This window comes from Calditrichota bacterium, assembly GCA_013152715.1.
Lineage (GTDB): Bacteria > Zhuqueibacterota > Zhuqueibacteria > Thermofontimicrobiales > Thermofontimicrobiaceae > 4484-87.
This window is the reverse complement of sequence record JAADFU010000074.1, coordinates 1-25,809: the sequence shown is the minus strand read 5'-3', so window position 1 is coordinate 25,809 and position 25,809 is coordinate 1. Positions and strand designations below refer to the sequence as shown.

Here is a 25,809-nt window from a genome sequence, read left to right as displayed (position 1 = left end):
CAGCACCATGTTACAATCGCTCCCCGGGCTGCGTGGCAATGAGAAATTTTTCTGCTCCGGCTAATTTAGCGATGTCGATGATTTCCACCGTAAAGTCGAGCGTCAAATCTTTGTCGGCGCGAATAACGACTAATTTATCGGGATTATTTTTCAGTTGCTGCTTTAATTTGAATCCCAGTTCATTTTTCACCACCGGCACGTTGTTGAGGTAAATCATTTCGGAGCGCGTCAGCGTGAGATAAACGCGGTTTTTTTCTTCAATCTGCCCGGTGACTGCTTTGGGCAAATTGATTTTCAAACCGGGCTGCACGAAAAACGAAGATGACAGCAGGAAAAAAATCAGCAATAGCAGCACAATGTCCGTCAGCGAAATGGCGGAGAAAGTGACGATGCGTTTTTTATTGGTCTGAAACATCTTGCCGCTCTCCTCGCTGAATGAGCATGTCAATTATTGTAGTCGAATTTTCTTCCATTTCAAACACGAGATATTCGACTTTACCTTGCAGCCAGTTGTAAAAAATCAAGCTGATGATTCCCACGGTCAAGCCGGCTGCGGTAGTCACCAGCGCTTCCCAAATGCCGCCGGCCAGCACACTGGCGTCCACATTCCCGCCCAAATTTTGCACTTGAATGAAGGCGCGGATCATGCCGGTTACTGTGCCCAGAAATCCCAACAGCGGAGAAATGGCGGCAACGGTTCCCAGCACGCCTAAGTTCGTCTCCATTTTGTAAATTTCCGCCTTGCCGGCGCTCTCCACGGCCTCTTTGATTTCCTCACGGGGACGGCTGTGGCGTTCGATGCCGGCTTTGGCGATTTTCGCCACCGGCGAGTTGGTCCTTTTGGCGAGAATGACGGCGTCGGAAAAACGATCTTTCAGCAATAAGGATTTTATCTGCAGAATAAAACTGCGCGCATTGATTTTCATTTTGCGCAGCGCCAGCCAGCGTTCGATGACGACAAAAATTCCAATCAGCGAACAGAGCAAAATGGGAATCATCAACACGCCACCTTTGATCAACATGGACAACAGATCCATCAGGTCTCCTTCAAAATGGTGGAAAAAAATAATAGCACGCGGATGCACACGGATTAAACGGATTTTCAAGGATAAAAATTAGTGCAAATCCGCCTGCTAATTCTTTATTTGTACAAAATCGCTCGCAACACATCGCCGACATTTTTCAGGCTCTGCGGGCTGCATTTGTCCGGCGTATCCTCGATCGTGTGCCAGTATTCGTAATCAAAATCGATGATGTCGATACATTTGATGCCGGCGGATAGCAAATTGAGATGATCGTCGTAAACATCGTATTGAACTTCAGGGACAAACTCTGGGATGCCCAACCTTTTCGCAGTTTTCCAGACGAGATCGACAATGTCTTTGGCGTAATCGTGGGAATTCTTTTCGATGTAAATTTGCTGATCCGCATCTCCGATCATGTCCAGCAAAATACCAAATTCAGGTCTGTAGCGCGGAGTGAGATTTTGCGCGAATTGTCGAGAGCCGAGCGCCCAGGAATCATTATTGCCGTAGGAGCCAAAATCTTCCGCGTCAAAAAAGACAATATCGACGCCGTATTTAGGCTGCTGGAGAGAAATAATGCGTGCGATTTCCAGCAGAACCGCCACGCCGGAAGCGCCATCGCTGGCTCCGGGAACAGGCTTGTTGTGATTTTTCGGATTCGCATCTTGATCTGCCCAGGGGCGAGAGTCCCAGTGCGCGCAGAGCAGCAGACGTTTGGTCTTTTGCGGGTGAAAATTGGCGATGATGTTGTACGCCGTTGTCGGAGTTTTCAGCCCGCGAAATTTCACAGGGAAAGGCTGCAATGTTACCTGCGCGCCGAGCGAGCGCAGCGTTTCTGTCAAATAATCCCGGCATTGGAGATGGGCCTTTGTTCCCGGAACGCGAGGTCCAAAGTCGCACTGTTTTTTCAACTGTTCAAATGCGCGCTTTCCGTCAAAAGCCGGCGCTTTGATGTGCTGGCAGGAGACGGAAATTGGCAGCAAAAGCCCGATAAAGAACAGGAAGATCATTCGTCGAAATTTGAAATATGTCATTTTTTTTTGTCCTTTTCAAAAGGTGTGCCCCACCTTTAGGTGGAGTACACCTCCCTGGCTACCCCCTGACGCAATTTTCACGATCCTCGAATGGCAATGCTGACGTTAATGCCCAATTCTTGCAGTGAGGTATCGCCAATTCGCTTGTTACTGTTTTTCCCGATTTTGAAATGCATGCCACCGCGGACGTTCTGGCTAAAAGAGTAATTCACCTGCGGTTCGAAAGTCCAGCTTTTGCGCATGTCGGTTTCTGTCCAATCTTTTTCGCCCAATTTCTGAAAGCTCTGATTGCTATTCATGCTAAACGTTACTTGCAAATCAATATTGTTTTTCAATTCTTTGTTTTTAAAAAAAGGTAATGGTATGTGCAATCCACCGCTATGCGACCAGGAAGCGCTCACCGATAAATCTGACGTGAGCTGTTTTTGCCCGCCGGAACCGCCGCGTACGGTGAAATTGATATTTTCGGAAATGTTGTAGCGAACATTCATTGTGATGTTTTTCTTGAGCCGCATATTGAGTCCAAGAAAAGGCCGGAAGGTTTTGGTGTATGATTCTTTGGTGTTCTGTTTCACGTTGTTTTGCACCTGCCAGGCATTTTGTTTTTTCCCGGAGAAATTATGGTCAAGGCTAATCTGCTGGGCAAACTTTTTGAAAAAGAAATATTTTTCCAACCCAGACCAGCGCAGATTCCATTCGGCGATGGGGATACCTTTTGCCGCGTGACCTTCGATGTAAAACCACGAGTCGGAACTCCCGCCGTTGATTGTGGTGGAAGCGTTTTTATTTTCATCGTGGTTGAATTTGAGGGACACGTCCATTTGGCGAAAAATTTTCAGCCCGCTCTGCAAAGAAAAGGAACTGGATAATTGATCAGAACCGATATTTGTCCCGATGTCCGGAACGTGTCCTGTGCCCGGATCGCTGTCAAAACCGAACATGTAGGCTGTCGTCGGCATGTGGCGGATGGAGTCAGCGAGTCCATAATTGCTGATATTATCCCGCTTCGTGTAAGTCATGTTGATTGGCTTAATCCGACTGGTGATGAAGTGTAAGCTTTTTCCCACCAAAGACAGTGGATTGAAAGATTTTTTCTGCTTTTGCGGCTCCTTTTTGGGCTGCTGGTTTTTGCCGGTTTTTTTCTTGGGCTGAGCGCGCGACGTAGGCCTTCTGGGCGTTCTTCTGCGCGCCGCAGATCTTTTGTCTGTTTTGAATAGCGACGAAATCATCTGATCCGGATTAAAAGTGAACGACGCCTGCACTGAAGTGTTATTCGATGCATTGCGGCCTCGTTCTTTGAGCTGGAGATTGTTGGAAAAACGAAAATTGGTGGTGTAAGAGAAATTTGATTTCAGCCATCTTGAAATTTGCGGATTATATTTGGCGCTGAATGATTGATTCAAATCAGTGAGCCGCCCGAATTTGTAATTTGACAACTCATCCATTGCATTGGGAATGGCACTGAGATCATTCTTGTAATTTCTCGAAAAATCAAAAGACATGCTTTTGAACGGGCGAATGCCAGTTTGCAGACTGCGATTGATGAAAAAAGTGCGGTTGTCGGTTTCCACGCCGGTACGCGTCATTGCCTGTGAAGTCGAGCGATTTCCCGACGCCTTCAGGTTGAAATTTGAAGGCAGGTAGAAAAACTTGAGTTCTGCCAATTTTTTGATAATCGGCGCTTTGCCCAGCCATTTGAAAGGCTCAATATATTTATCTTTCGGAAAATTCAAATTATAACTGACATTGGCAGTGTATGTTTTTCGATCCTGATATTCATAAGTTGAACTGATCGCATGAGACGAACCGGTATTGAAATTGGCAGCAAGCCGATCAATAGTATAGCGCACGAGGAAATTTTTGGAACGCGTCGTTTTTTTGAAAGAAACTCCCCAACCTTTATTCACGCTCTGGTTGCGAATTTTTTTCATCACGGAATCCGGCGTCTGGCCGGTCACCAAAATGTCGCTGCCAGGCAGATATTTTGGCGTTGATTTGTTTTCGGAATAATTGAAATTGATGGGCAGAGAAATGCCCCACGATTCCGGCAGCAATTTGTGCAACGCAAAATTACCGGAAAAATTTTGCGCCTGCTGGTTATTGCCGCTACCGAAGCGATTGTTCACGTTGTGAAAATCAGCATCTTTGCGGTTCACTTCACCGTTCACGGAAAAAACGTCGGCGACTTTGATTTGCGCCCGGGCGCGGTAAGCCATGCCTTTGTCTTTTTTGACATTGGAAAGGCGAAGTTCATTCACCCAGACCTCGCCGGTAAACGGGCTATTGTCTGCGATTACGTAGTTTCCGGCAACAGATGTGTCAGCGTCGGAAATGTTTTTCACGCCCAAAATCAACTGGCGGATGTTGGTGAGAGAAGGCGATCCTTTCACGCGATACTGGCGGCCGTCGTCGAATTTTTCAATGATGAGCCCCGTGGCCGAGTCTGGCGTGGCTAATTTAAGCTGCGCCATGTCGTTGAGCACGATTTCCATATTATTGCCTTCCCAGCCCTCAAATATCGGCGCCCGGTATTCGTAATAATTATTGTCGTCCGAACCAAAGCGAAGAAACAGTTCAATTCTTGTCTTGTCTTTGGTAAAACCGGTTGCGTACGCGTCGCCGCCATGAATGAACATTTTCATTTTGTCGTAATGGATGAAATCTTCCGCCTGAAAAAAAGTTTTTCTTAAGATGCCGCTCGCCCCGGGAGCCAGTTCATTGATACGGATTACCAGCGCCTGTTCTTTGGCTTCGATGCGCGTGATTCTGTCTTTGACGCCGCTCACTCCTGGCGGAGGAGTGTAGTCATCGTTTTCGTGCGTGTTGGTTACAGCCGCTACGATGGTAGTGTCGTTCTGCTGATTGTAGGGACTAAAATCATCCGGCGCCACGCCCATCTCTTTCCAGTCATTTCCCACGAGATTGATTTCGGCGATACGCAATGTGGTTCGCGCCACACAGCTATCGATCCAGATACGAGCAAATTCGATTCGCGACCAGTCAGGACTTCCGATGGGCTCAAATGCGCTGAGGGGAATGCGGTACAAACGCCAGCCGTACGGATTTTCCTGACCTCCGGCGATGAGCGCTGTGTCCGGATGTTCTTTGGAAAGATTGAAAGAAAAACGGAAAAAATCGTTCACCATGTCCAGCGAACCGTTTCCGTTGAAATCTTCGGTGTCCGGATAGCGGCCCACCGGATCGTTTTCGTTGCCTTCGGTGCCATTAATCTGAGAATAGTTGTAGCCGCCGGTGGAATAGTTCCAGTCATCATAACTAATGGGTTCGCCTTTATCCCGAATGCCATTGCCGTTAATATCCCAGAAATCTTCCGGGTCTTGTCCCGCCATGCCGTCGATGCCCACGTCTTCGCCCGGATCAAGGAGATTGTTGCGGATGCCGTTTTCCGGAATATCTTCGGTGTCAAATCGCCCATTGGGGATGATGTCTTCGGAAATTTGACCCAGATCAATGTGCAATTTTCCGTTATTTCCCTGCACCCAGATTTCGATAAATTTACTGTCCGTCTGATCCGCATAGCCGGAAGAAAGCCATCTTTGCACGCCGGCCCAGGATTGCGTAACATCGTAATTTGGATCATCCACGCTGTCTTTTGGCACAGGTTGAAATTCCATCGTCAGAACGTGTACTCGCTGCGGCGTGTTAGGGTTGTGCGTGTCGCGGTTGGGCCAGATTTCTTTTATGGCGACCTGCTCGTACGGGTTGTACCAGATGAGTCTTCCTCGTTTTTGATAAATTCCCAGGATTGTCCCCATGTTCGCTTGCGGATTTTGCATTTTTTGAATTTCCAGCGGAGAAGAAGAGGGGCGCCAGCTATTGTAAATCACACCCAGCGGCGTAATTTTCTTTGCTGCTTCAAAATCGTCGATGTAAGCCACACCGTCGTTGTCTCCAGTGGCGGAATTGTTCAAGGTGTTCGGATTGGGGAGAATCTGGGCGATCTCTCCTTCGAACGTCAATTTCGATGGTTGCTTAGTTTCAATGAACGGAAACGCGTCGATGGCCTTAGTTAAAAAGTTGGGCTCAAATTTCAAAGCAGTGTTAACGTCCCAGATCATGTTTCGACTGGGTCCTTTGCCGACGCGAACCTTTTGATCCAGAGTGCTCTGATTCAAATACAGAAAAGTACCGCCGATGAAAGAATTTTCCAGAAATTTGTATTCCCCGCGCATACCCATCAGGGTCTTTTTTTCCAACTGAAACATTTCATTTTGCTGGTAATTCACCTGCACATTGGCGGAAGGGTTGGTCGCTTCTTCGCGCAAAATCGTTAATTTCCCGGACATGTAATCGATGATGTAATCTTTGTCTTTGACTAATTTGGTGCCATTGAGCATGACTTCTTCGGAGCCTTCGATTACATTCCATCCTAAATCATAATTAGCACTGCGATTTTTTGACTTGACCTGAATGTAAAACTTGCTCTCGCTGGCGATGTAACTCTGATTTGTGGTGTCGTACATTGCTTTGTCCCATTTATCTTGAGGAATGAGCGAGTTGTTGGGATCGGCAAAAGGCCTCAGGCTGGGAAATTCCAATTCGCCTGGTCCAAGCCGCAGCAAGTTGTTATTGTTATCAATGATATTGTCCGGATTATTATTACCGCTCTGATCAACGCTATCCAAACCAAAGGCATGCAAATAAGTGACACTTCCGTTGTCGGTAGAGATCGTTTCCTGATCATCGCCGGACGGCGTGTCGAAAAATATGCGCACTTCAAAGCCGTCAGGATCGATATCGCGCGAGCCCAAATAATAAACGTGACGGAACATTAAATCCCACGATTTGTCCGAAGGCCGGGGAGTTTTCGGTTTCAACGTTTTCAAAATGATGACGCTGTCAGTCGTGGCATCAAAATCTATTTTTCCGACAATATTGCCGGCGCTATCGCGATAGGCAATCGCCAGCATTTCACCGTCGCCAACAGCATTGTTCAGCCGAATATAGCCCAGCGACCTTTCCAAAAAATAGTCCGATTGATCTAACCGAATCCAGTATCCCTTGGCATTTTCGTTATCCACGATTGAAGTGTCGGGATTCGAGCCGTCGCCTGGATTAGTGAGCGCCCAGCCGTAAATTCTTCCTTCTTTTTGCTCGTAGCCGGGACCTGATTTGTAAATTTCAAAATTGGTGATGGTGCGATTCAGATCGTACTGATGAATGCCATTTTTCAGCGGGAAATAATTCATTCGATAAATATCATCAACGAAGAAGTAAATTCCTTTGATGTAGTTGTAATCTTTGATAGTCACTTCGCCTTCTTCGGCGCCGCCGGAGATGGTTTTGGTTTTGTTTTCGCCCTTTTCCTGGCTGGCAATGGTGGTCAAATGGAAATTGCCCACCTGAGCTTCGGATTTAATGCCGAACAATCCGCTGTTTTGGCCGCTGAAGGAGACGAAGCGTGTCGCCGGCAGCGCAAGAGAAATATTTCCCGCCTGAATGGATTGAATAATTTCGTCGTCATAGCCTTTGTAGTCGAGGCGGATGGTGTTGTCAAAATCGAACGGACGTTCGGAATCCTGATCCACACTCACGCTGACTTTTTCGCCGATGTTGCCGGTGACGCGGAATTGCTGCTGCTGTTCCATGCGGAAATTGTAGTCCGAGCCGCGGTTAATGGCTGTTTTGACCTGACTGCGTTTCTCGTGGCGAAAACCACCGTTGATATTAATCTGCCCGGTGACCGAAAGTGAAACTTGGTCTCCGCCGAAAATGGTCTGGAACGCTTTGCTGCGAATTTTTACCGGAATGGCAATTTTCAACCCTTGTTTTTTGCCTCTCGTAATTTGCTCGCCGGAGATTTCTTTGATTTTTCGCTTTTGCCAGAGAATGTCAATATTTCTCGTCAGACAATATCGCGTGTAGTCGTGCAGCGAATAAATTGCCGGTATTTGAAACGGCTGGGAAAACGCTTCTTCTTTGATCGTCACTTGCTTGCCCGCGCTGTCGATTTTCACTACGCGCTTGACGGCTCCGGGAGCTTTGATCAAAGCGGGTGCGGAAAAATCCAGCATCGAGAGCCCTCGCGCCGGCTGCTGCGCGAAAAGACGCAGACCGTATTTTTCTTGATTGGGAATCCGCAGGCCAATGTAAGGATCGTCCGCAGCGACTAATTTTCCAGAGAAAATCAAAGCGGTGATGAAACAAACAAATAGCGCACGCAGATGGCGTTGTTTTGCTTTTACGTCCGTGTTTGCCTTAAAAGCCATTAATCCGTCTAACTCTACAGTTTGCTCTTTTCCGTGAATTACATGGTTAAACTTGTTATCGTTGGATTTGTTCACGACAACTAACAATAAAAGAATAAAAATATTAGGCACAAAAATAAAAATTATCGCGATGAAGCGATGGCTCTTTTTATGCCAATTAATAAGCTCAGCGCTGAGCGCTTGCCAAGATAGAAAAGGAAAAAATAATCAAGAAACTATTCTGCTAATAACAAGTTTAACGAGAGAATTCCTCCTTGCTTTGTTTTTATTTTCTCTGAAAAAAACGTTCGTTGGGGAAGAAATAAACTGCTTGATATAAAAACACAAATTACGTATATTATAACGTGCTTTTTAATTAGTGAGTTCCCAAGAAAATTGACCGATGAAAATTTTATCCCGATATATTATTCGCCAACACGTAGGTCCTTTTGTGTTCGGACTGTTTATCATTACGCTCATTTTTATGCTTAATTTGGTTTTCAAAGAACTGAATAAAATATTAAGCAAGGGATTGGACTTTTGGGTGGTGTTGGAATTTTTCGCGCTTAATCTCGCCTGGATTGTGGCTCTCGCTGCGCCAATGGCGGCACTCATGGCCTCACTGATGGCTTTCGGCCAACTTTCCGCGGATAACGAAATTACTGCGATGAAGGCCAGCGGTGTCAGCCTGTATCGGGCAATTTTACCGGTTGTGCTCACGGCGGCGGCGCTGACAGTTTTTCTCATCTGGTTCAATAATTACGTTCTCCCCGATTCCAACCATCGGCTGCGACTATTGGCAAGGGACATCACCATGAAAAGGCCCACCGTCAATCTGGAACCCGGCTATCTGTATGAGGATTTGCCTGATATTTCTATTCGCGTGGAAGGATTGAAGGAAAAAGAGGGCTATTCTGAAATTGAAAATGTGCTTATTTTCGACCGCAGCGATCCCAATATTAACCGGACGATCATCGCGAAAAACGGGGATATTTACGTTGATAAGAAATCGGGTTTGTTCCGGGTGACTCTTTTCGACGGCGAAATTCACGACATCAATAAAGACAAGTTGAATCAATACACAACTATCAAATTCCCGAAATATGTGATGACCATACCCATTCCGGATATGATTTTGAAAAGGCGGAATTCCCAATATCGCGGCGATCGCGAGCAGAGCGCGGCGATGATGCGCAAAGAAATTGCCGAAAATAATAAACTCATCGCCACGCGGCGCGAAAATTTGCAGAAATATATTGAATTGCAGGCGCAGCGATATTTCCCTGAGAGGAAAAGCGCTGATACTCTTGCTTCCGCACTCCCGATTTTGCCCGAGCATATTAAAAAATCATCTCGCTACCAATATAATTTACAACGGCAACTGCGCATCGCGCGCAATGTTCGCCTGCGTATCAAGGCCGAACGCGACGTCAATCACAGCTATGCCCTGACAAACAAGAGGTTGCTGGTGGAAATTTATAAAAAATATTCCATTCCGTTTGCCTGCATCGTTTTTGTGCTCATTGGCGCACCGCTGGGCATTATGGCTCATCGCGGCAATATGGCGGTAAGCGGCGGAATCAGTCTGGTATTTTTTATCATTTACTGGATTTTTCTCATCGGCGGAGAAGAATTGGCGGATCGAAATATGCTGTCGCCGTTCCTCGCCATGTGGCTTGCCAATATTATTGTCGGCGGGTTCGGCGTTTATCTTCTTATTCATACTGTTCGGGAAATGTCCATCATCAATTTCAAAGCGCTGACTAAATTGCTGCCCAAACAATTTCGCTGGAAAACCGATGAAAATTCTTGATCGATATCTGTTGACAAAATTCTTGAGCGCGCTCGTTTTTTCGCTGATTGCGTTTGCCATCATTTTCATTATTATTGACATTATCGGGTTTTTGGACAAGTTTATCGACCACCATGTGCCGCCCGCGATCATTGCGGTCTATTATCTTTATTACTTGCCTTACATCATTATTTTGACGTTGCCGGTGGCGATGTTGCTGGCAAGTTTGTTCAGCGTGGGGCAACTGGCCCGCTTCAATGAAATTACCGCCATGCGCAGTTCCGGCATGTCCAGCTTGCAAATTCTTGCGCCCATTTTTCTTGCCGCCATGGTGATCAGCGTGCTTTCCCTGTACATCGGCGAGAGATTTGTACCCTACACAAATCAGAAAAAAAAAGATGTGTACCAAAATTATGTGGACAAACGAAAAAGAGCCCCAAAACGGAAGACTAACAATATTCACATCTTGCTGCAAAAAAATCGCTGGCTGAACGTTGGATTTTTTGACACGGAAAAAAATTGCGCTTTTCAAATTAGCATCGAGACGTTGGACGGAAACCGCCTTAAAGAACGGATTGATGCGCCGGAGATGGTCTGGCGTTCAGGAAAATGGACGCTGAAAGATGTGCGCTGGCGCGCATTCGGAGAAGACGGAGAAAAATATCAGGCGTTAGATTCGTTGGTTGTTTCGGACATTCCCCTTAAGCCGCAAGATATCGCCAGAGTGCAGAAAAAAGCGGAAGAGATGAGCTTTTGGGAGCTCAAACAATTCATCAAAGAAATCAGACGCACTGGCGGCAATCCGGATCGGTGGCTGGTGGAGTTGTATCTGAAAATTGCGTTTCCGTTCGCCAATTTGATCATTGTGCTTTTCGGCGCGCCGCTGGCGTCCAAAAAAACGCGCAGCGGAAGCGCTATCAGTTTCGGCGTGAGTCTGTTTATATGTTTTCTGTATTTCGGGTTCATCAAAGTCGGGCAAAGTCTGGGACATAACGGAGCGCTGCCTCCGCTTTTGGCTGCGTGGCTGGGAAATATTTTCTTTGGCATTGGCGCCATCTACATTTTAGCGAAATCCAATTGACTTTTTTACGGAATGCGGCTCAGCCCAAAGGCGGATGCGGTTTTGGCGCATTTTCGCTGATTTTTTCAGCCATGCTTCCGGATTTAGTGAAAAGTCGCATTTGTGGGGAAGCGGGTAAAATTACAGGTTGTATTTTTTGATTTTATATCTCATCGTCCTCAGGCTGATTCGCAAATTTTTTGCCGCCAGCGATTTGTTGCCGCCGGCTTTGTGAATAGCATCTTTGAGAATCATGCGCTCGGCAAATTCCATTTTCTTGCGATAGGAATCCTCGTCAATGCGCTCTTTCATGTCTTGCAAAAAATCATGGTCTGATTCCGAATACAGCGTCAATGGAAGAAATTCCGGCAAAATCACCTCGCCCTCGCCGAGCACAATGGCGTTTTCAATGGCATTTTCAAGCTCGCGTATATTGCCGGGCCAATCGTAACTCATGCATAAATCCAACGCTTCTTCGGAAATTTTCATGGTCGGCTTATTGTTCTCTTCGCAGGTTTTTTTGATGAAATATTCCACTAACAACGGAATGTCTTCTTTCCTTTCGCGCAGCGGCGGAATGAAAATCGGAATCACATTGAGTCGAAAATAGAGGTCTTCACGAAATTTGCCCTGACGCAGAGCCAGTTCCAGATCGCGGTTTGTGGCGGCAATCACGCGAACGTCAACTTGAATGGCTTTTGTTCCGCCTAAACGCGTTATTTCTCTTTCCTGAAGCACACGCAATAATTTTGTTTGCACGCTTTCCGAAATGTCTCCGATTTCATCGAGAAAAATTGTGCCTCCCTCCGCTAATTCGAAGCGGCCTTGCTTGCGAGAAACAGCGCCTGTGAAAGCGCCTTGTTCGTAGCCGAAAAGTTCGCTCTCCAAAAGCGTCTCCGGAAGCGAAGCGCAACTAATCTCCACCAGCGTTCTATTAGCCCGCGCGCTATTGTAATGAATCGCCCGCGCCACAAGTTCTTTGCCGACGCCACTTTCGCCGCGGATCAACACAGTGGACTGCGACCGGGACACTTTCTCTATCTTGCGATAGATTTCCTCTATGGGCTTGCTTTTGCCGATGATATTTTCAAAGGCATAGGATTTCTTTATTTGTTGCTTGAGCTCGATATTCTCGTTCAGAATGTGCTTTTCCTGTAGCACTTTTTTTATTGTGAGAAAAAGCTCATCAAGATTCAACGGTTTAGTGAGATATTCGTACACGCCTTTTTTCATCGCTTCCACGGCGTCCTTGACGGAACTGAAGGCAGTCATAACGATGGTTTTCATCTCAGCGTTGGAATCGCGCGTTTTTTCGTAGAGCGACAAGCCATCGATATCCGGCAGGCGCAAATCGGTCAGCAAAATGTCGAAAGAATCATTTTCCAAAATTTTCAGCGCTTTTTTCCCGGCTTTGACGCCGACAGTTTCGTAGCCTTCATCGCGAAGGATTTCCACTAATCCGGACAAAGTGTTTGCATCATCTTCAACGATTAATATTCGTGCCATGATTTTCCTTTTTGAGATATTCTTTCAAACCATTTCACAAGCGGCAAACTGAAATTTGAAGCGACAACATCGCTCTTGTGCATGCTAATAATTAATAAAAAAATCGGATAATTACAAGGACTATTTTCCAAAAACGCTGAGCGCCCGATTAACTCCTACGCTCAGCGAGAATGGCATCCAGTGCGTCAAGTAATTTTTTCAATTCATTTTTGCCCACGTTTACCAAGTGCCCAACGCGGATAATTTTGTTCTGTAATTTCCCCTGTCCGCGCGAAACAATGATGCGCCGTTTGTCATGCAATTCGCGAATAATTTCATTCGCCGGCGCGATATTTTGAAAATCAAGCGCCGTCAACGAATTTGACGGGTATTCCGGAAAAATGGAAATGTTCCTTTTGGCAAGTTCTCCTCTGAAAAAGGTGGCAATCGCCTCGCGTTCGCGCCAGATGGCTGGCAGCGTTTGCGCGGCAATTTTGTCCAGAGCAAATTTTGCCGCCAAAACATGAAGCGCCGACGGCGTAAACGCGCTGCCAATTTTTAGTCTGTGAGCCTGTCTGTATTTGATCAAATCAAAGTAGTAACGCGGCAATTCCGCTAATTCAGCCGCAACCCAGGCGCGGGGACTCACAGCGACGAATGCCATGCCCGGCGGCAATCCCAGCCCCTTTTGCGAAGCTGTGATCGCCACGTCGATCCCCCAACTGTCCATTTGAAACGGCAAAGCCGGGATGGAAGAAATCGCATCCACAATGATCAAAGCGTCGGTGTGAGGACGAATTTCAGGAACAATTTTGCTCAAATCAGTCACTGCGCCGGTTGAAGTTTCGCAGTGTGTGAGAAAGATCCCCTTTAAATCGGACTGCGCTTTAATTGCTTGAAGCAACTGATCGCGGTTGACACTTTTGCCCCACGGCAGAGAAATCTCCGCGATTTCGAGGCGGTATTTTAAACAAATTTCCTTCCAACGCTCGCTAAATTTTCCATTGGACGCAATGAGAACCCGATCATTCGGGCTGAAAAAATTCGTGACCCCCGCTTCCATCGCGCCGGTGCCGCTCGAAGTTAAAATAATAGTGTCGTTCTCCGTCTGAAATAAATATTTCAGACCTTCAGTGACCTGGTTGAAAATATCGACGAAATCAGCCGAACGATGGTAAACCATTGGTTGGCTGAAGATGTTTCGGATTTCCTCTGCCACAGCCACCGGTCCGGCGGTAAGCAGCAGAAAATCTGGCTCACTCATAATATTTATTTGCCTAAAAGATGAAAAATAGAGTTGAGAATATCAACCTTGCCCTGCTTAGTCACAGTGGAAAAGGGAACCATTTCGGCAACGCCCAATTCATGCGCCGTGGCTTCGATTTTGTCAAGAATTGATTTCTTCTTGCTGCCGGGGAGTTTATCGACTTTTGTGGCGACGACCAAAACCGGCAGTTGCGCAAATGCAAGCCATTTGACCATTTCCAGATCCAAATCAGTGAAACCGTGCCTGCTGTCAATAATTTGAATGACACCGCGTAAATGTTGATTTTTTTCAAAATATTTTTCGACCAATCGCTGCCACAGACGTCGCTCATGATGCGAGACTTTGGCAAAACCATAGCCCGGCAAATCGACAAAATAAAATTTTTCATTGATCAGGTAGTAATTCAATGATCGTGTCTTGCCCGGCGTTGAACTCGTCCGCGCAATATTTTTTCGATTAGCCAGCGTATTGATGAGGGACGATTTTCCGACGTTTGATCTGCCAGCAAAAGCGACTTCCGGCAATTTCGCTTTGGGCAATTGTTTCAAATTGGAAAAGCTTCCGATAAATTCTATTGCTTGGATTTTCACATTCAACCAGCGTTATTTGGGATAGCACATTTTTTAACAGGCACATTAAAAAAGAATCAATTTCGTGCCCATGATGGCGATTCAGAGATATTTTCAAAAAAAAACCTTCCTGTAAAAAAATGAGCGCACAGGAAGATTTGAAGTTTGAAAGATCACTAATTTTGCAGCAAATTTTAAGCTGTTTTTTTCACTTTTTTATAAATAATCGTCGGCTCCTTGCGTTCTGTTACCACTTCTTCCGCTACGACGCATTTTTTCACATTTTTCATGTCAGGTAATTTATACATAATTTCCAGCATCATTTCTTCCATGATGGCGCGAAGAGCTCGGGCGCCGGTTTTCCTTTTTATCGATTCGGTAACGATAGCTCGTAACGCCTTTTCTTGAAATTCTAATTCCACGTTGTCCAATTCGAAGAGTTTCTGGTATTGTTTTGACAGGGCATTTTTGGGTTCGATGAGGATGGTGTACAACGCGTCTTCGCTCAACTCGTCGAACACGCAATTAATGGGCAATCTTCCAATCAGTTCCGGGATCAGGCCAAATCGCAACAGGTCTTCCGGCTGCACGTAGCGCAACACCGATCCGATGTTGTCATATTTTTTTTGCTGCAAATCCGCGCCAAAACCGACGCCATTTTTGCCCATGCGGCTGGCAATGATCTTCTCGACCCCGTCAAACGCGCCGCCGCAAATGAACAGGATGTTTTTGGTGTTGATATTGATCAGATTCTGTTCCGGATGTTTCCGTCCGCCTTTCGGAGGCACAGAAGCGACGGTTCCTTCCAATATTTTCAGCAACGCCTGCTGCACGCCTTCCCCGGAAACATCGCGCGTGATGGACGGATTCCCTGATTTGCGGGCGATTTTGTCAATTTCGTCGATGTAAACGATGCCTTTTTCCGCCAATTCCACGTCGTAATCCGCTGCCTGAAGCAAGCGCACCAGGATATTTTCCACGTCTTCTCCCACGTAACCGGCCTCCGTCAACGTCGTGGCGTCGGCGATGGTGAAAGGAACTTTCAGAAAATGAGCCAACGTTTGCGCCATGAGCGTTTTGCCGGTTCCCGTTGGGCCTATGAGCAGAATGTTGCTTTTTTCCAATTCGACGTCGTCGAAAAACGTGTCGCCGGTTTCCACGCGCTTATAGTGATTGTAAACCGCGACGGAAACGATCTTTTTTGCGTTCTCCTGCCCAATGACGTAAGCATCCAGCTCCTTTTTGATTTCGGAAGGCGTACGTATTTTGCTGCCAGCCTTGATCGCGCGTCGATTTCTGTCCTCGCGTATGATTTCACTGGCGGTTTTTACGCATTCATTGCAGATGTACACATCCGGTCCGGTGACGATACATTCTACTTGATGAGAGCTTTTGCCACAAAACGAACAGATGTACAAACGCTCGCGACTTTTGTCATAATTGTCCATAAAAAACCTCGATTGTGTCCGGGGTTGCGATTATTTCTTATTTTTTTTGCGTGATTCCATTACTTCGTCAATGAGACCGTATTTTAGCGCTTCTTCGGCTGACATGAAAAAGTTTCTGTCCGTGTCCTTGGCAATTTTTGCAATAGCCTGACCGGTGTGCTTAGATAAAATTTTATTGATTTCTTCACGGATGTTTAAAATTTCTTTTGCTTGAATTTCAATGTCCGCTGCCATTCCCTGGGCACCGCCCAATGGCTGATGAATCATGATTCTCGAATGCGGCAAAGCGGAACGCTTTCCTTTGGCGCCGGCTGTCAGCAAAACAGCGCCCATACTGGAGGCCTGACCCAGACAAATTGTCGCCACGTCCGGTTTGATGTATTGCATGGTATCGTAAATGCCCATGCCAGCAGTCACGTAACCGCCGGGGCTGTTGACGTACATGTAAATATCTTTTTCCGGATCTTCTGCCTCTAAAAATAATAATTGTGCGATGGCGAGACTTGCCACCGTATCATCGATGGGGCCGCCGATAAAAATGATTCGTTCTTTCAATAATCGCGAAAAAATGTCATAGGCGCGTTCCCCGCGTCCGGTCTGCTCAACCACTATCGGCACTAAACTCATTTCCATCCTCTTTTGTTATAATTTCCGGATTTCGTCTTGATGCATTTTGTTATTCAGTCTATTTTTAGATGCTCAAACCGCCGAAATGTTCTCAGTGATTTCAGATTGTTTGATCAAATCTTCCCGGGTCATGGATTTTTCAACGACTTTGGCGTTGTTAATTATTACATCGAGCGTCTTTTTGTGAAATATTTCCTGCTTCAACTGCCGACGCATTTTATCCGACCGATATTCACGACGAACTTGCGGCGCGTCTTTCCCTGCTTTCTTCGCCAAATCTTCAATGTGATCGTCAATCTCCGAATCCTCAACTTTGATATCTTCCAGTTCAATAATTTTATCGCGAATCATCATCCATTTCAGATTTCGGACGGCCTCCGCACGATAATTTTGGCGGATTTCCTGTTCGTCAAATTGTTCCTGGTTTCTTTCTTTAAAATTTTTAATCAAAGCGTCCAGATAACCCTCAACCATGAATTCGGGAATATCAATGGGATTATTTTTGATAATCTTATCGATAACTACTTCCTGAAAATTTTCATTGTCGCGTTCAACGGCGTTATTTTCTAATCGTTCGCGCAGCGTTTTTTTCAAATCTTCCAGCGAGTCCTCTCCCACATCTTTCGCAAAATCATCATCCAGCTCAGGCAATTTTTTTTCTTTTATTTCTTTGACAGATACGGAAAAATAGTCCTGCTCTTCTGCGCCTTCTTCCGATTCTTTTTTAGATAAGGCTATCTGGCGCATCTCGCCGGGCTTGACGCCGAGAAGCTGTTTGACGACTTCATCGTCCTCGTTGTCAGTTTGTAATTGCAGATAACGGTTATCAAATTTTTCACCGACAAGCGGATGACCCAAGGCATCGGTTTTTTGCAAATCGGCAATGATGAAATGCCCCGCTTGAGCGCCGTCTTCCACATTATTCATTGTTGCATATTGCTCGCGGATATTTTCCAGCGCTTCTTCCACATCCTCATCCGAAACCTGATAGACGATCTTTTCAAGTTCCAAATCCTTATACTGCCTCAATTCGATGTCTGGCTCCACTTTGACAATGGCGGCGAAAGAGAGACCTTCCTCAGCAGAGAAAGCGACGTCATTTATTGAAACCATGTCATAATATTTGATTTTTTCCTGATCAATGGCCTTCTGCAAAAACTCGGGAATGGCATCTTCGGCGGTTTCAGTTTCTATTTGTTTTCCGTAAACTTTTTTCAGCAAAGAAAGAGGCACTTTCCCCCTGCGAAAACCTTCTAATTGAACTGTTTTTTTATACTGTTGATACTTCGCATCAATCTTGTCCGATAGTTCTTCATAAGGTACTTTTACTTCGACTTTCTTCTGAAATTGTTCATGATCTTCAATTTTGACTTCCAATCTAAACTCCTTTTGTCGTAAATTAAATAAAACAATGAATTTCAAACGAAGTGCGAGAGGGGGGATTCGAACCCCCACACCGGAAAGTACTAGATCCTAAGTCTAGCGCGTCTGCCAGTTCCGCCACTCTCGCGACGTGTTTTTTAAATATAAAAAAGAATCGTGCAAATGTCAATGTTTTTTTAAGTTAAAAATGGTTAGTTTGGCTATTCAATGCACTTTTGTAATAAAAGTTCCGCCACAACCGGCCTTTCCAAAACCGACGTTCGCGAAATAAAATTAGCTGTTCTGGCTCGCTGCTGCTATTTTTTTAGAAAATTTCCTCTGCAATTAATATGCCAGGCATAAGAAAATTGATAACTCCTAAAAAAATTAATGAATTAGCAAGATTCTTGAATGTTGAGGTTTCACCCGAATTCACAAACAAGAAAATGATGAGAACATTTTGAAATTTCAAATAAATTGTCATCCTTTTTCCGGCAAAAGGAAATGTAAAATGATTTCTCAAGGCATGTAATATCTTTGATTTAAAAAGATGCCAAAAGATGCACAAAAAAATATTAAATTTAACCTTGCATTTTAATCTGATATTTGATAAATTCAGCCGTCAAATAAAACAAAGGAGATCATTTATGAAGGCGTTGTTAGAAAAATTAAACATTAAAGATGTCAATCCCGGCGGCTGCACGGGAATGGACGAGTGGATCACAGATGCGGACGGGAAAGAATTGGTTTCGTACAATCCCGCCACCGGCGAGGCAATTGCGCGTGTGATTCAGGTCGGAGAAAAGGGATACGAGAAAATCATCGCCAAAGCGGAAGAGAGATTTCTGAGTTGGCGCATGGTTCCGGCGCCCAAGCGCGGAGAAATCATTCGCGATTTAGGGCAAGCGTTGCGCGAAATGAAAGAGCCGCTGGGTGAATTGGTGACTCTGGAAATGGGAAAAATCAAAGCCGAAGGCCTGGGCGAAGTACAGGAAATGATTGACGTTTGTGATTTTGCTGTGGGTCTGTCGCGCCAATTATACGGTCTGACTATACACTCGGAGCGTCCGGGCCATCGCATGTACGAGCAATGGCATCCGTTGGGACCGATTGCGATTATCACCGCGTTCAATTTCCCGGTAGCGGTCTGGGCGTGGAACGCGGCTATTGCTGCTGTCGCCGGAGACACGATGATCTGGAAGCCATCTTCGGAAGTTCCCTTGACGGCCGTTGCCGTGCAACACATCGCCAACAAAGTGGCTGCCGATCACAACGTCGATGGCGTTTTCAATTTGCTCATCGGCGCCGGCAGAACCATCGGCGAGCGGCTGATTAACGATTCGCGTATCCAATTGACTTCTTTCACCGGCTCCACAAAAATGGGACGCCGCGTTTCCGAGGCGTCCGCCAAAAGATTTGGCAGAACGATTTTGGAACTTGGCGGCAATAACGCCATTATCGTCGCCGAAGACGCTAATCTCGATTTAGCGGTGCGCGCGATTTTATTCGGCGCTGTCGGTACGGCAGGCCAGCGCTGCACATCGACGCGGCGAATTATCATGCACAAATCCATCGCCAAAGAGTTAACGGATCGGCTGATCAACGCCTACAAACAGGTTAAAATCGGCGATCCGCTGCAAGATACCACTTTGATGGGCCCGCTGGTGACCGAGGCTGCCGTAGAAGATATGATGGCGGCGTTGGAACTGGCGCAACAACAAGGCGGGGAAATTATTTACGGCGGCAAACGCTTGCCTGATATTGGCGAACGATTTGTAGAGCCCACCATTGTGAAAATGCCGCAGCAGACGGAAATTGTAAAAGAAGAGACCTTTGCCCCGATTCTCTATTTGCTGGAATATGAAACCATCGACGAAGCGATTCAAATTCACAATGACGTGCCGCAAGGTTTGTCCAGCGCAATTTTTACGACCAATTTGATTACTGCGGAGACGTTTTTGTCGCAGCGGGGTTCGGATTGCGGCATTGCCAATGTGAACATCGGCACTTCCGGCGCGGAAATCGGCGGCGCGTTTGGCGGCGAAAAAGAAACCGGCGGCGGCAGAGAATCCGGCTCCGATGCCTGGAAAGGCTACATGCGTCGTCAGACGAATACAATTAATTGGTCAAGTGATATGCCTTTGGCGCAGGGAATAAAGTTCGGAGATTAGGATCAGCGCTGAATCTTTTTCCGGCAATGGAAATCATATTAAACGGCAAAACATTAAGAAAAAAATGGTCTCTCTTCTGTCTGAAAAACGAGAAGCAGAGACCATCTTTTTGTGCATTTTTTAATTAAGGGCATTGATTTCCATTTTTGCAGGAGGGAAATATGGCAGAGAAAAACAAGGGAAGAATTACTTTTGAAACAGACGTGGAAGATTTAGCGTTAAACTTTCCCAAATCTGTGCATTTTTTGACGGCGAATAATGTCCGTTGCATCCGCTGCGGGGAACCGTTGTGGTGTTCGGTGGGCGAATTGTTTGAAATGGATCACGTGGAAAATCCGGATAACTTACTCGCCGAATTGAATGAATTTATCGAAGAAAATTATCCGGAATAATTTGTTCTTGTCGTCAGAGTTATCACGTTGATCTTGGAGTTTTGCATGTCTGAAAAGGCTTTAAATTATAAATATTTGTTCGGGCCGGTGCCTTCCCGGCGATTAGGAATTTCCCTGGGCGTGGATCTGGTGCCTTACAAAACCTGCTCGTTGGATTGCGTCTATTGCGAATGCGGCAGGACGACAAATTTAGCTCATGAACGCCGGGAATATGTTCCCACAAAAGAAGTGCTTGCTGAATTGGATGCTTTTTTAGGATCGTTGCCTGAACTGGATTTTGTCACTTTCTCCGGTTCCGGCGAGCCCACGCTGCACTCGGGCATTGGCGAAATCATTCGCTTTCTGAAAAAGAATTATCCCCAATATTCAATCGCCGTCTTGACAAACGCCACTTTGCTCAGCGATTCCGCTGTCGTCGAGGAGGTTTTACCTGCGGACATCATCATGCCGTCGCTGGATGCGGCGTCGGAAGAAGTGTTCCGCCGTCTTAATCGTCCGGCTGAAAATTTGACAGCAAAAAAAATCATCGCTGGGTTAGTTTCCTTGCGAGAAAAATTTTCCGGCGAACTGCTGCTGGAAATTTTCGTCATCCCCGGATTTAATGATTCGGAAAGCGAATTAGCATTATTGAAAAAGGCGGTTCATCACATTAAACCCGATCAGGTGCAGCTAAATTCGCTGGACAGACCCGGGGCAGAATCCTGGGTCCGGCCCGCGCTGCGGAAGCGACTGAGCGAAATTGCTGATTTTTTGGAATGGAATACGGGAATAATCGCCCGTTTTAGCCCGGTCGCCGAAATTCGCGGCTACGATTTTTCCACGGAACAAGCGATTTTGCAGACGCTGAAACGCCGTCCCTGCACCGTGGAAGATTTGAGCGCATCGCTGGGGCTGGTACCCGCTGAAGTTAAAAAGTACCTCAACGGTTTAATGGAACAAAACATGATTTTGACAGAAAAGTTGGAACGAGGAATTTTTTACCGCGTCCTGAATGAAGAGGAAAAATATTATGGTTGAAGAATCAGTCCGGGGAATTTTGCAGTCGCTGCCGCCGCACGTGATTTTGGTGGCTGCGGCGAAAACGCGCACGCCGGAAGAAGCGCTCGCTGCCATCAGCGCGGGCGTCAAAGTTATCGGCCACAATTACGTGCAGGAAGCCGAGGATATGTTTGCCGTGATCGGCAGACAGGCACAGTGGCACATGATCGGGCATTTGCAGCGCAACAAAGTCAAGAAAGCGGTGCCGATTTTTGACATGATCGAAACTGTGGATTCGCTGCCATTGGCGGAAATCATTGATCGCGAGTGCGAGAAACACAAAAAAACAATGCCGGTTCTCATCGAAATAAACAGCGGCCGGGAAGCGAACAAAACCGGCGTTTTGCCGGAAGATGCGCTCGAGCTGGCGGAAAAAATTAGCCAGTTGCCGCATCTGATAATTCAGGGACTGATGACCATGGGGCCTTTCACCGGCGATCCTGAAGACGCCAGACCTTACTTTCGCGTGACCCGGGAAATTTTTGAAAAAATTAAAAAAGAGAACCTGCCCAAGGCGGAGATGAAATTTCTTTCCATGGGAATGAGTAACAGCTACGAAGTGGCAATCGAAGAGGGCGCGAATATTGTCAGAATCGGAACGAAATTGTTTGGGCCCAGAGCATAGCGAGAAAATAAAATGAGCGAAAAATATCCGGAAATGATTTCTTTTTCCTACGAATGCATTCCCTGCGCCATGGGGAGTGTGATTAATTTAATCAAGAACGGTGTTGTCCCGCCGGAAAAACGGGAGCCGCTGATTAAAGAAGTGTTGCGGTTTTTGAGCGGCGTGCCCTTTGACCAATCCCCCATTGAGATGGGTCGGGATTTGCATCGCGTGATTCGGAAATTTTTAGGCGATGCGGATCCGTATGCCGGCTTGAAGCAGAAATTCAATTCCCTACTTTTGGACAGGTACGATGAATTGACGGAATTTGTACAGCGGAGCGAGCGTCCGTTTGAAGCAGCGCTGCGCTTGGCGATTGCAGGAAACGTGATTGATTTTGTCGCCAATAACAATTTTGACATTCACAGCACCATTGAAAGGGCGAAAACAGTGACGCTGGCGGTTGATGATTCCGCGCAATTGGAGAACGACATTCGAAATGCGAAGAGCGTGCTCTATCTGGGGGATAACGCCGGAGAGATCGTTTTGGACAGAATTTTGCTGCAAACGCTGCAACATCCGCGCGTTTATTTTGCTGTGCGCGGCAATGCGGTCATTAACGATGCCACGCGACAGGACGCAGAACAAATCGGGCTGAGTGATTTAGTGACAATCATCGACAATGGCGACGATGCGCCGGGTACAATTTTGCCTGACACTTCGGCTGAATTTCGGAAGATTTTCTACGACGCGGATTTGATCATTTCCAAAGGTCAGGGAAATTTCGAAAGTCTGATGAATTGCCAACGACCTCTCTATTTTATTTTGATGGCGAAATGCGACCACGTCGCGAAAATTTTGGGTGTGAATAAAGGCGATTTTATTGTTAAAAAATCTGTGGGGTAGGCACGGATGACACGGAGAAAGAGAAATAAACAAGAATCTTTTTGCTGATTTTTCATCTAAAATTCTGATGAGAAATTTTTTTAAACCACAAAGGCGCAAAGCACGAAGAGAAAATTAATTAAAAAAATTATTTTGTCATTTCTGCGTAAATCCGCGCGATCAGCGTGAACTTATAGTTGAAAAAAAGTAAGAAAAAGCGACTTCGAAGATAACAAGAAAAAAACTTTGTGTCTTCGAGTCTTGGTGGCAGAAAATATTTTCGAATGAAAGGAAGGATAAAAAGAAATGCCAACTTATGATTATCGTTGCAAAAAATGCGGGCACGAATTTGAGTTATTTCGCAGCATTGTGGATGAAGCGGTTGTGCTGTGCCCAAAATGCGGAACTGTGGCGGATATTATCATTGGAAAAGGAGCCGGAGTGATTTTTCATGGCAGCGGCTTTTATTTGACTGATTACAGCAAAAAACACAACATTTCTTAATTTTTTAAAGTAAGGAAAAATCATGTCGAAAGAGACAAAAGTCGAAATAAAAGGCTTTGAAGCAAAACACTACGATGCGCTGTTGGATTTTATCTCGCTGGGAAAATACAAATCTTTTATCCGAAAAGCGATTTCCGACATGAACATTCAGCCCGACGATAGAATTCTGGACATGGGCTGCGGCACCGGGAGAAACGCTTGCCTGATGGCAGAGTTTCTGTCGGAAAAGGGCGCGATTTTGGGGCTGGACATTGGCGAGGAAATGATCGCGCAATTCGGGAAAAATTGTGCGAAATTTCCCAACGTTGGCGTCCGAAAGATGCGTATCGATGAGCCGCTGTCGTTGGAAAACGAATTTGACAAAGCGCTGTTGTCTTTTGTTTTTCACGGCTTCCCGCCGGAGAAACAGGAGAAAATTATCGCCAATGCCAGAAAAGCGCTCAAGCCCGGCGGCGAACTTTTCATTTTGGACTACGAAGAATTTGATCTGGAAAAAAAGCCCTGGATTTTCCGGCTTATTTTCAAAAAAACGGAATGCCGGCTGGCGCAGGACTATTTGAAAGTGGATTGGAAAAATTATTTACGCAAGCGCGGATTTGACGATTTTGATGAGAAAACATATTTTCGCAATATCGTTCGCCTGCTGCGCGCTCGCCTGACCGAAAAATAGTTTGCTGAGGCAAAAAAGGAGTGATTCCCATGCTGATCAAAAAAGAAAACAGAAAAATTTTGCTCTGGATGTTCCTTTTTGGCGTTGCCATGGCTTATTTGGAATCAGCGGTCGTTGTTTATTTGCGCGAAATTTTTTCCCCGAACGGCTTTCAATTTCCGATCATTCTCATCCCGCAAAAAATGGCGCTGATTGAAATCGGCAGAGAAGCGGCGACGCTGGTGATGCTGCTAACGGCGGCAATCATCGCCGGAAAGAGCCGCTGGACGCGGTTCGCCTTTTTCATGTTTCTGTTCGGCGTGTGGGACATTTGGTATTACGCGTGGCTGAAAATTTTTCTTAATTGGCCCGCTTCTTTATTCACCTGGGATTTGCTGTTTCTCATTCCGGCTCCCTGGGCGGGCCCCGTGCTGGCGCCGGTCATTGTTTCGATTTCTTTGATCGCCGGCGCACTGGTGATTTTGATGATTGAAGACAGCGGTTTTCGCTTCAGTTTGCAAAAGTGGGAATGGCTCCCCTTTCTGATGATTCCGCTATTCATTTTTATTTCATTCATTTTAGACGCGCCGCTTGTGCTGCGTCAGGGAATCCCGGAAAGTTACCACTGGGAGTTGCTGATCGCCGCTGAAATATTGGGTTTGCTTGTATTTTTGAATGTTTGGAATCGTTTCCGAAAAAAAGAAATGGCAGGAAAACAATGAAATTGCTCATGTTTTACGTAGATTCTTTTCACTACAGTCCGGTTTTGAAAGCCTCGGACGAATTCGATGACGAGGCCATTGAAGGCGCTGCGGAGAATGCAATTTTGGCTTTCATTCACGTCGAGGCTGAAGATGAGAAAAAAATTTCCCATTCCGTCACACGGCTGATAAAAAATGTGAAGTGGCTTGCCGGAAAAAACAATACCAAAAAAATCGTGCTCCACTCTTTCTCGCATCTTTCCGACAGCAAAGGTTCTGCCGGGACAGTCAAAGAAATTTTTGTTCAGGCCAGGCAGCGGCTCGCGACTGTGGGCTATGACGTCTCACAAACTCCGCTCGGCTACATGTGCGACATTTCACTTTCTGCGCCCGGTACGCCGCTGGCGCGCGTATTCAAAAGTTTTTGAGTGACGCATGATTATCTGGTTCGGTTTTTTTCTCTCGTTTCTCGTCATTCTGCTCGTCTCCCGCAAAAGTCTCTGGCTGGCGCTGGTAATCGGCTCCTATTTGCTGGGAATTTTCAGCCTGTCTGTGGCGCAGATGCTCCGGCTCACCTGGCAGACTCTCTCGGATCCGTCGGTGCTGCTACTGGCAATGTCTGTGGGAATCATTCCCGTCATCGGCGGCATCATGCAGCAGAGCGGCTTGATGGATGACTTTGTCAATAATTTGCCTTTCAGCCAAAAAACAGTGATGGTTTTTTCCGCAGCATTCGTGGGCATGCTGCCCATGCCCGGCGGTGCGCTGCTTTCTGCGCCGTTGATCGAAAAAAGCGGAGAGGGCGTTTCTGCTGCGCGCAAGGCAGCAATAAATGTGTGGTATCGGCATGTTTTGTTGCTCATCTATCCGCTGGGAATGCTGCTGGCAACCACTGCCATGGCAAAAGTGAATCTCTATCACGTTGTGCTGTATCTGCTCCCCGGATTCGCGCTGATGATGCTTTCCGGCTCGCTTTTTTTACTTCGT

The 25,809-nt window shown here is 46.2% G+C and carries 22 protein-coding genes and 1 tRNA gene; 12 read left to right on the top strand and 11 right to left on the bottom strand.

The genetic code is table 11. The features are described from left to right. Nucleotides 1-10: 10 nt before the first annotated feature. The 4 genes from GXO74_05765 to sprA all read right to left on the bottom strand — a co-directional run bounded on the left by GXO74_05765 (nucleotide 11) and on the right by sprA (nucleotide 8,289). Complete coding sequence (locus tag GXO74_05765) at nucleotides 11-415, bottom strand: biopolymer transporter ExbD (GenBank protein NOZ61168.1); 405 nt, start codon at nucleotides 413-415, stop codon at nucleotides 11-13. Then, complete coding sequence (locus tag GXO74_05760) at nucleotides 399-1,037, bottom strand: MotA/TolQ/ExbB proton channel family protein (GenBank protein ID NOZ61167.1); 639 nt, start codon at nucleotides 1,035-1,037, stop codon at nucleotides 399-401. The genes GXO74_05765 and GXO74_05760 overlap by 17 nt, the downstream gene beginning before the upstream one ends. A 104-nt stretch (nucleotides 1,038-1,141) precedes the next feature. Then, on the bottom strand, nucleotides 1,142-2,059 hold the full coding sequence (locus GXO74_05755) for a M28 family peptidase (GenBank protein ID NOZ61166.1): 918 nt from the start codon (nucleotides 2,057-2,059) through the stop codon (nucleotides 1,142-1,144). A gap of 77 nt (nucleotides 2,060-2,136) precedes the next feature. Beyond that, complete coding sequence (gene sprA / locus GXO74_05750) at nucleotides 2,137-8,289, bottom strand: cell surface protein SprA (protein ID NOZ61165.1); 6,153 nt, start codon at nucleotides 8,287-8,289, stop codon at nucleotides 2,137-2,139. Between the two features lie 382 nt (nucleotides 8,290-8,671). Here sprA and GXO74_05745 point away from each other — a divergent pair, with 382 nt between their 5' ends. Both GXO74_05745 and lptG read left to right on the top strand, forming a co-directional pair. Next, entirely contained in the window at nucleotides 8,672-10,081 is a 1,410-nt protein-coding gene (locus GXO74_05745) for a YjgP/YjgQ family permease (protein ID NOZ61164.1), read from the top strand. Further along, the gene (gene lptG / locus GXO74_05740; protein NOZ61163.1) at nucleotides 10,068-11,141 is read left to right on the top strand and encodes an LPS export ABC transporter permease LptG; all 1,074 of its coding nucleotides are present in this window, start codon (nucleotides 10,068-10,070) and stop codon (nucleotides 11,139-11,141) included. Before GXO74_05745 ends, lptG begins: the two co-directional genes overlap by 14 nt. Nucleotides 11,142-11,261: 120 nt before the next feature. On the opposite strand, the gene GXO74_05735 is transcribed toward lptG, so the two are convergent. The 7 genes from GXO74_05735 to GXO74_05705 form a co-directional block, all read right to left on the bottom strand. Beyond that, nucleotides 11,262-12,626: a sigma-54-dependent Fis family transcriptional regulator gene (locus tag GXO74_05735; protein ID NOZ61162.1), complete on the bottom strand. Its 1,365-nt coding sequence runs from the start codon at nucleotides 12,624-12,626 to the stop codon at nucleotides 11,262-11,264. Between the two features lie 148 nt (nucleotides 12,627-12,774). Further along, complete coding sequence (locus GXO74_05730; protein ID NOZ61161.1) at nucleotides 12,775-13,869, bottom strand: alanine--glyoxylate aminotransferase family protein; 1,095 nt, start codon at nucleotides 13,867-13,869, stop codon at nucleotides 12,775-12,777. A gap of 5 nt (nucleotides 13,870-13,874) precedes the next feature. Continuing rightward, complete coding sequence (locus GXO74_05725; protein NOZ61160.1) at nucleotides 13,875-14,462, bottom strand: YihA family ribosome biogenesis GTP-binding protein; 588 nt, start codon at nucleotides 14,460-14,462, stop codon at nucleotides 13,875-13,877. Between the two features lie 173 nt (nucleotides 14,463-14,635). Then, nucleotides 14,636-15,889 carry an ATP-dependent Clp protease ATP-binding subunit ClpX gene (gene clpX, locus GXO74_05720; protein NOZ61159.1) on the bottom strand — a complete coding sequence of 418 codons (1,254 nt, stop codon included), beginning with the start codon at nucleotides 15,887-15,889 and terminating at the stop codon, nucleotides 14,636-14,638. Nucleotides 15,890-15,919: 30 nt separating this feature from the next. Continuing rightward, a complete protein-coding gene (gene clpP / locus GXO74_05715; protein NOZ61158.1) occupies nucleotides 15,920-16,516 on the bottom strand; it encodes an ATP-dependent Clp endopeptidase proteolytic subunit ClpP in 597 nt (198 codons plus the stop codon). 72 nt (nucleotides 16,517-16,588) lie between these two features. Continuing rightward, nucleotides 16,589-17,893 carry a trigger factor gene (gene tig / locus GXO74_05710; protein ID NOZ61157.1) on the bottom strand — a complete coding sequence of 435 codons (1,305 nt, stop codon included), beginning with the start codon at nucleotides 17,891-17,893 and terminating at the stop codon, nucleotides 16,589-16,591. A gap of 51 nt (nucleotides 17,894-17,944) precedes the next feature. Further along, nucleotides 17,945-18,026 (bottom strand) — tRNA-Leu (locus GXO74_05705). 499 nt (nucleotides 18,027-18,525) lie between these two features. Here GXO74_05705 and GXO74_05700 point away from each other — a divergent pair. The 10 genes from GXO74_05700 to GXO74_05655 all read left to right on the top strand — a co-directional run. Further along, entirely contained in the window at nucleotides 18,526-20,049 is a 1,524-nt protein-coding gene (locus tag GXO74_05700) for an aldehyde dehydrogenase family protein (protein NOZ61156.1), read from the top strand. 161 nt (nucleotides 20,050-20,210) lie between these two features. Continuing rightward, nucleotides 20,211-20,441, top strand: coding sequence for a hypothetical protein (locus tag GXO74_05695; GenBank protein NOZ61155.1), 231 nt, complete (start codon nucleotides 20,211-20,213; stop codon nucleotides 20,439-20,441). Between the two features lie 45 nt (nucleotides 20,442-20,486). Then, nucleotides 20,487-21,458 carry a radical SAM protein gene (locus tag GXO74_05690; GenBank protein NOZ61154.1) on the top strand — a complete coding sequence of 324 codons (972 nt, stop codon included), beginning with the start codon at nucleotides 20,487-20,489 and terminating at the stop codon, nucleotides 21,456-21,458. Next, on the top strand, nucleotides 21,451-22,104 hold the full coding sequence (locus tag GXO74_05685) for a YggS family pyridoxal phosphate-dependent enzyme (protein NOZ61153.1): 654 nt from the start codon (nucleotides 21,451-21,453) through the stop codon (nucleotides 22,102-22,104). Before GXO74_05690 ends, GXO74_05685 begins: the two co-directional genes overlap by 8 nt. Before the next feature lie 12 nt (nucleotides 22,105-22,116). After that, entirely contained in the window at nucleotides 22,117-22,989 is an 873-nt protein-coding gene (locus GXO74_05680; protein ID NOZ61152.1) for a DUF89 family protein, read from the top strand. 285 nt (nucleotides 22,990-23,274) lie between these two features. Further along, entirely contained in the window at nucleotides 23,275-23,472 is a 198-nt protein-coding gene (locus tag GXO74_05675; GenBank protein ID NOZ61151.1) for a zinc ribbon domain-containing protein, read from the top strand. A gap of 22 nt (nucleotides 23,473-23,494) precedes the next feature. Further along, a complete protein-coding gene (locus tag GXO74_05670; protein NOZ61150.1) occupies nucleotides 23,495-24,142 on the top strand; it encodes a class I SAM-dependent methyltransferase in 648 nt (215 codons plus the stop codon). A gap of 29 nt (nucleotides 24,143-24,171) precedes the next feature. Next, nucleotides 24,172-24,843 carry a hypothetical protein gene (locus GXO74_05665; GenBank protein ID NOZ61149.1) on the top strand — a complete coding sequence of 224 codons (672 nt, stop codon included), beginning with the start codon at nucleotides 24,172-24,174 and terminating at the stop codon, nucleotides 24,841-24,843. Beyond that, nucleotides 24,840-25,250, top strand: coding sequence for a hypothetical protein (locus tag GXO74_05660; GenBank protein NOZ61148.1), 411 nt, complete (start codon nucleotides 24,840-24,842; stop codon nucleotides 25,248-25,250). Before GXO74_05665 ends, GXO74_05660 begins: the two co-directional genes overlap by 4 nt. Before the next feature lie 7 nt (nucleotides 25,251-25,257). Continuing rightward, on the top strand, nucleotides 25,258-25,809 hold a 552-nt coding region (locus GXO74_05655; protein NOZ61147.1), incomplete at its 3' end, for a DUF401 family protein.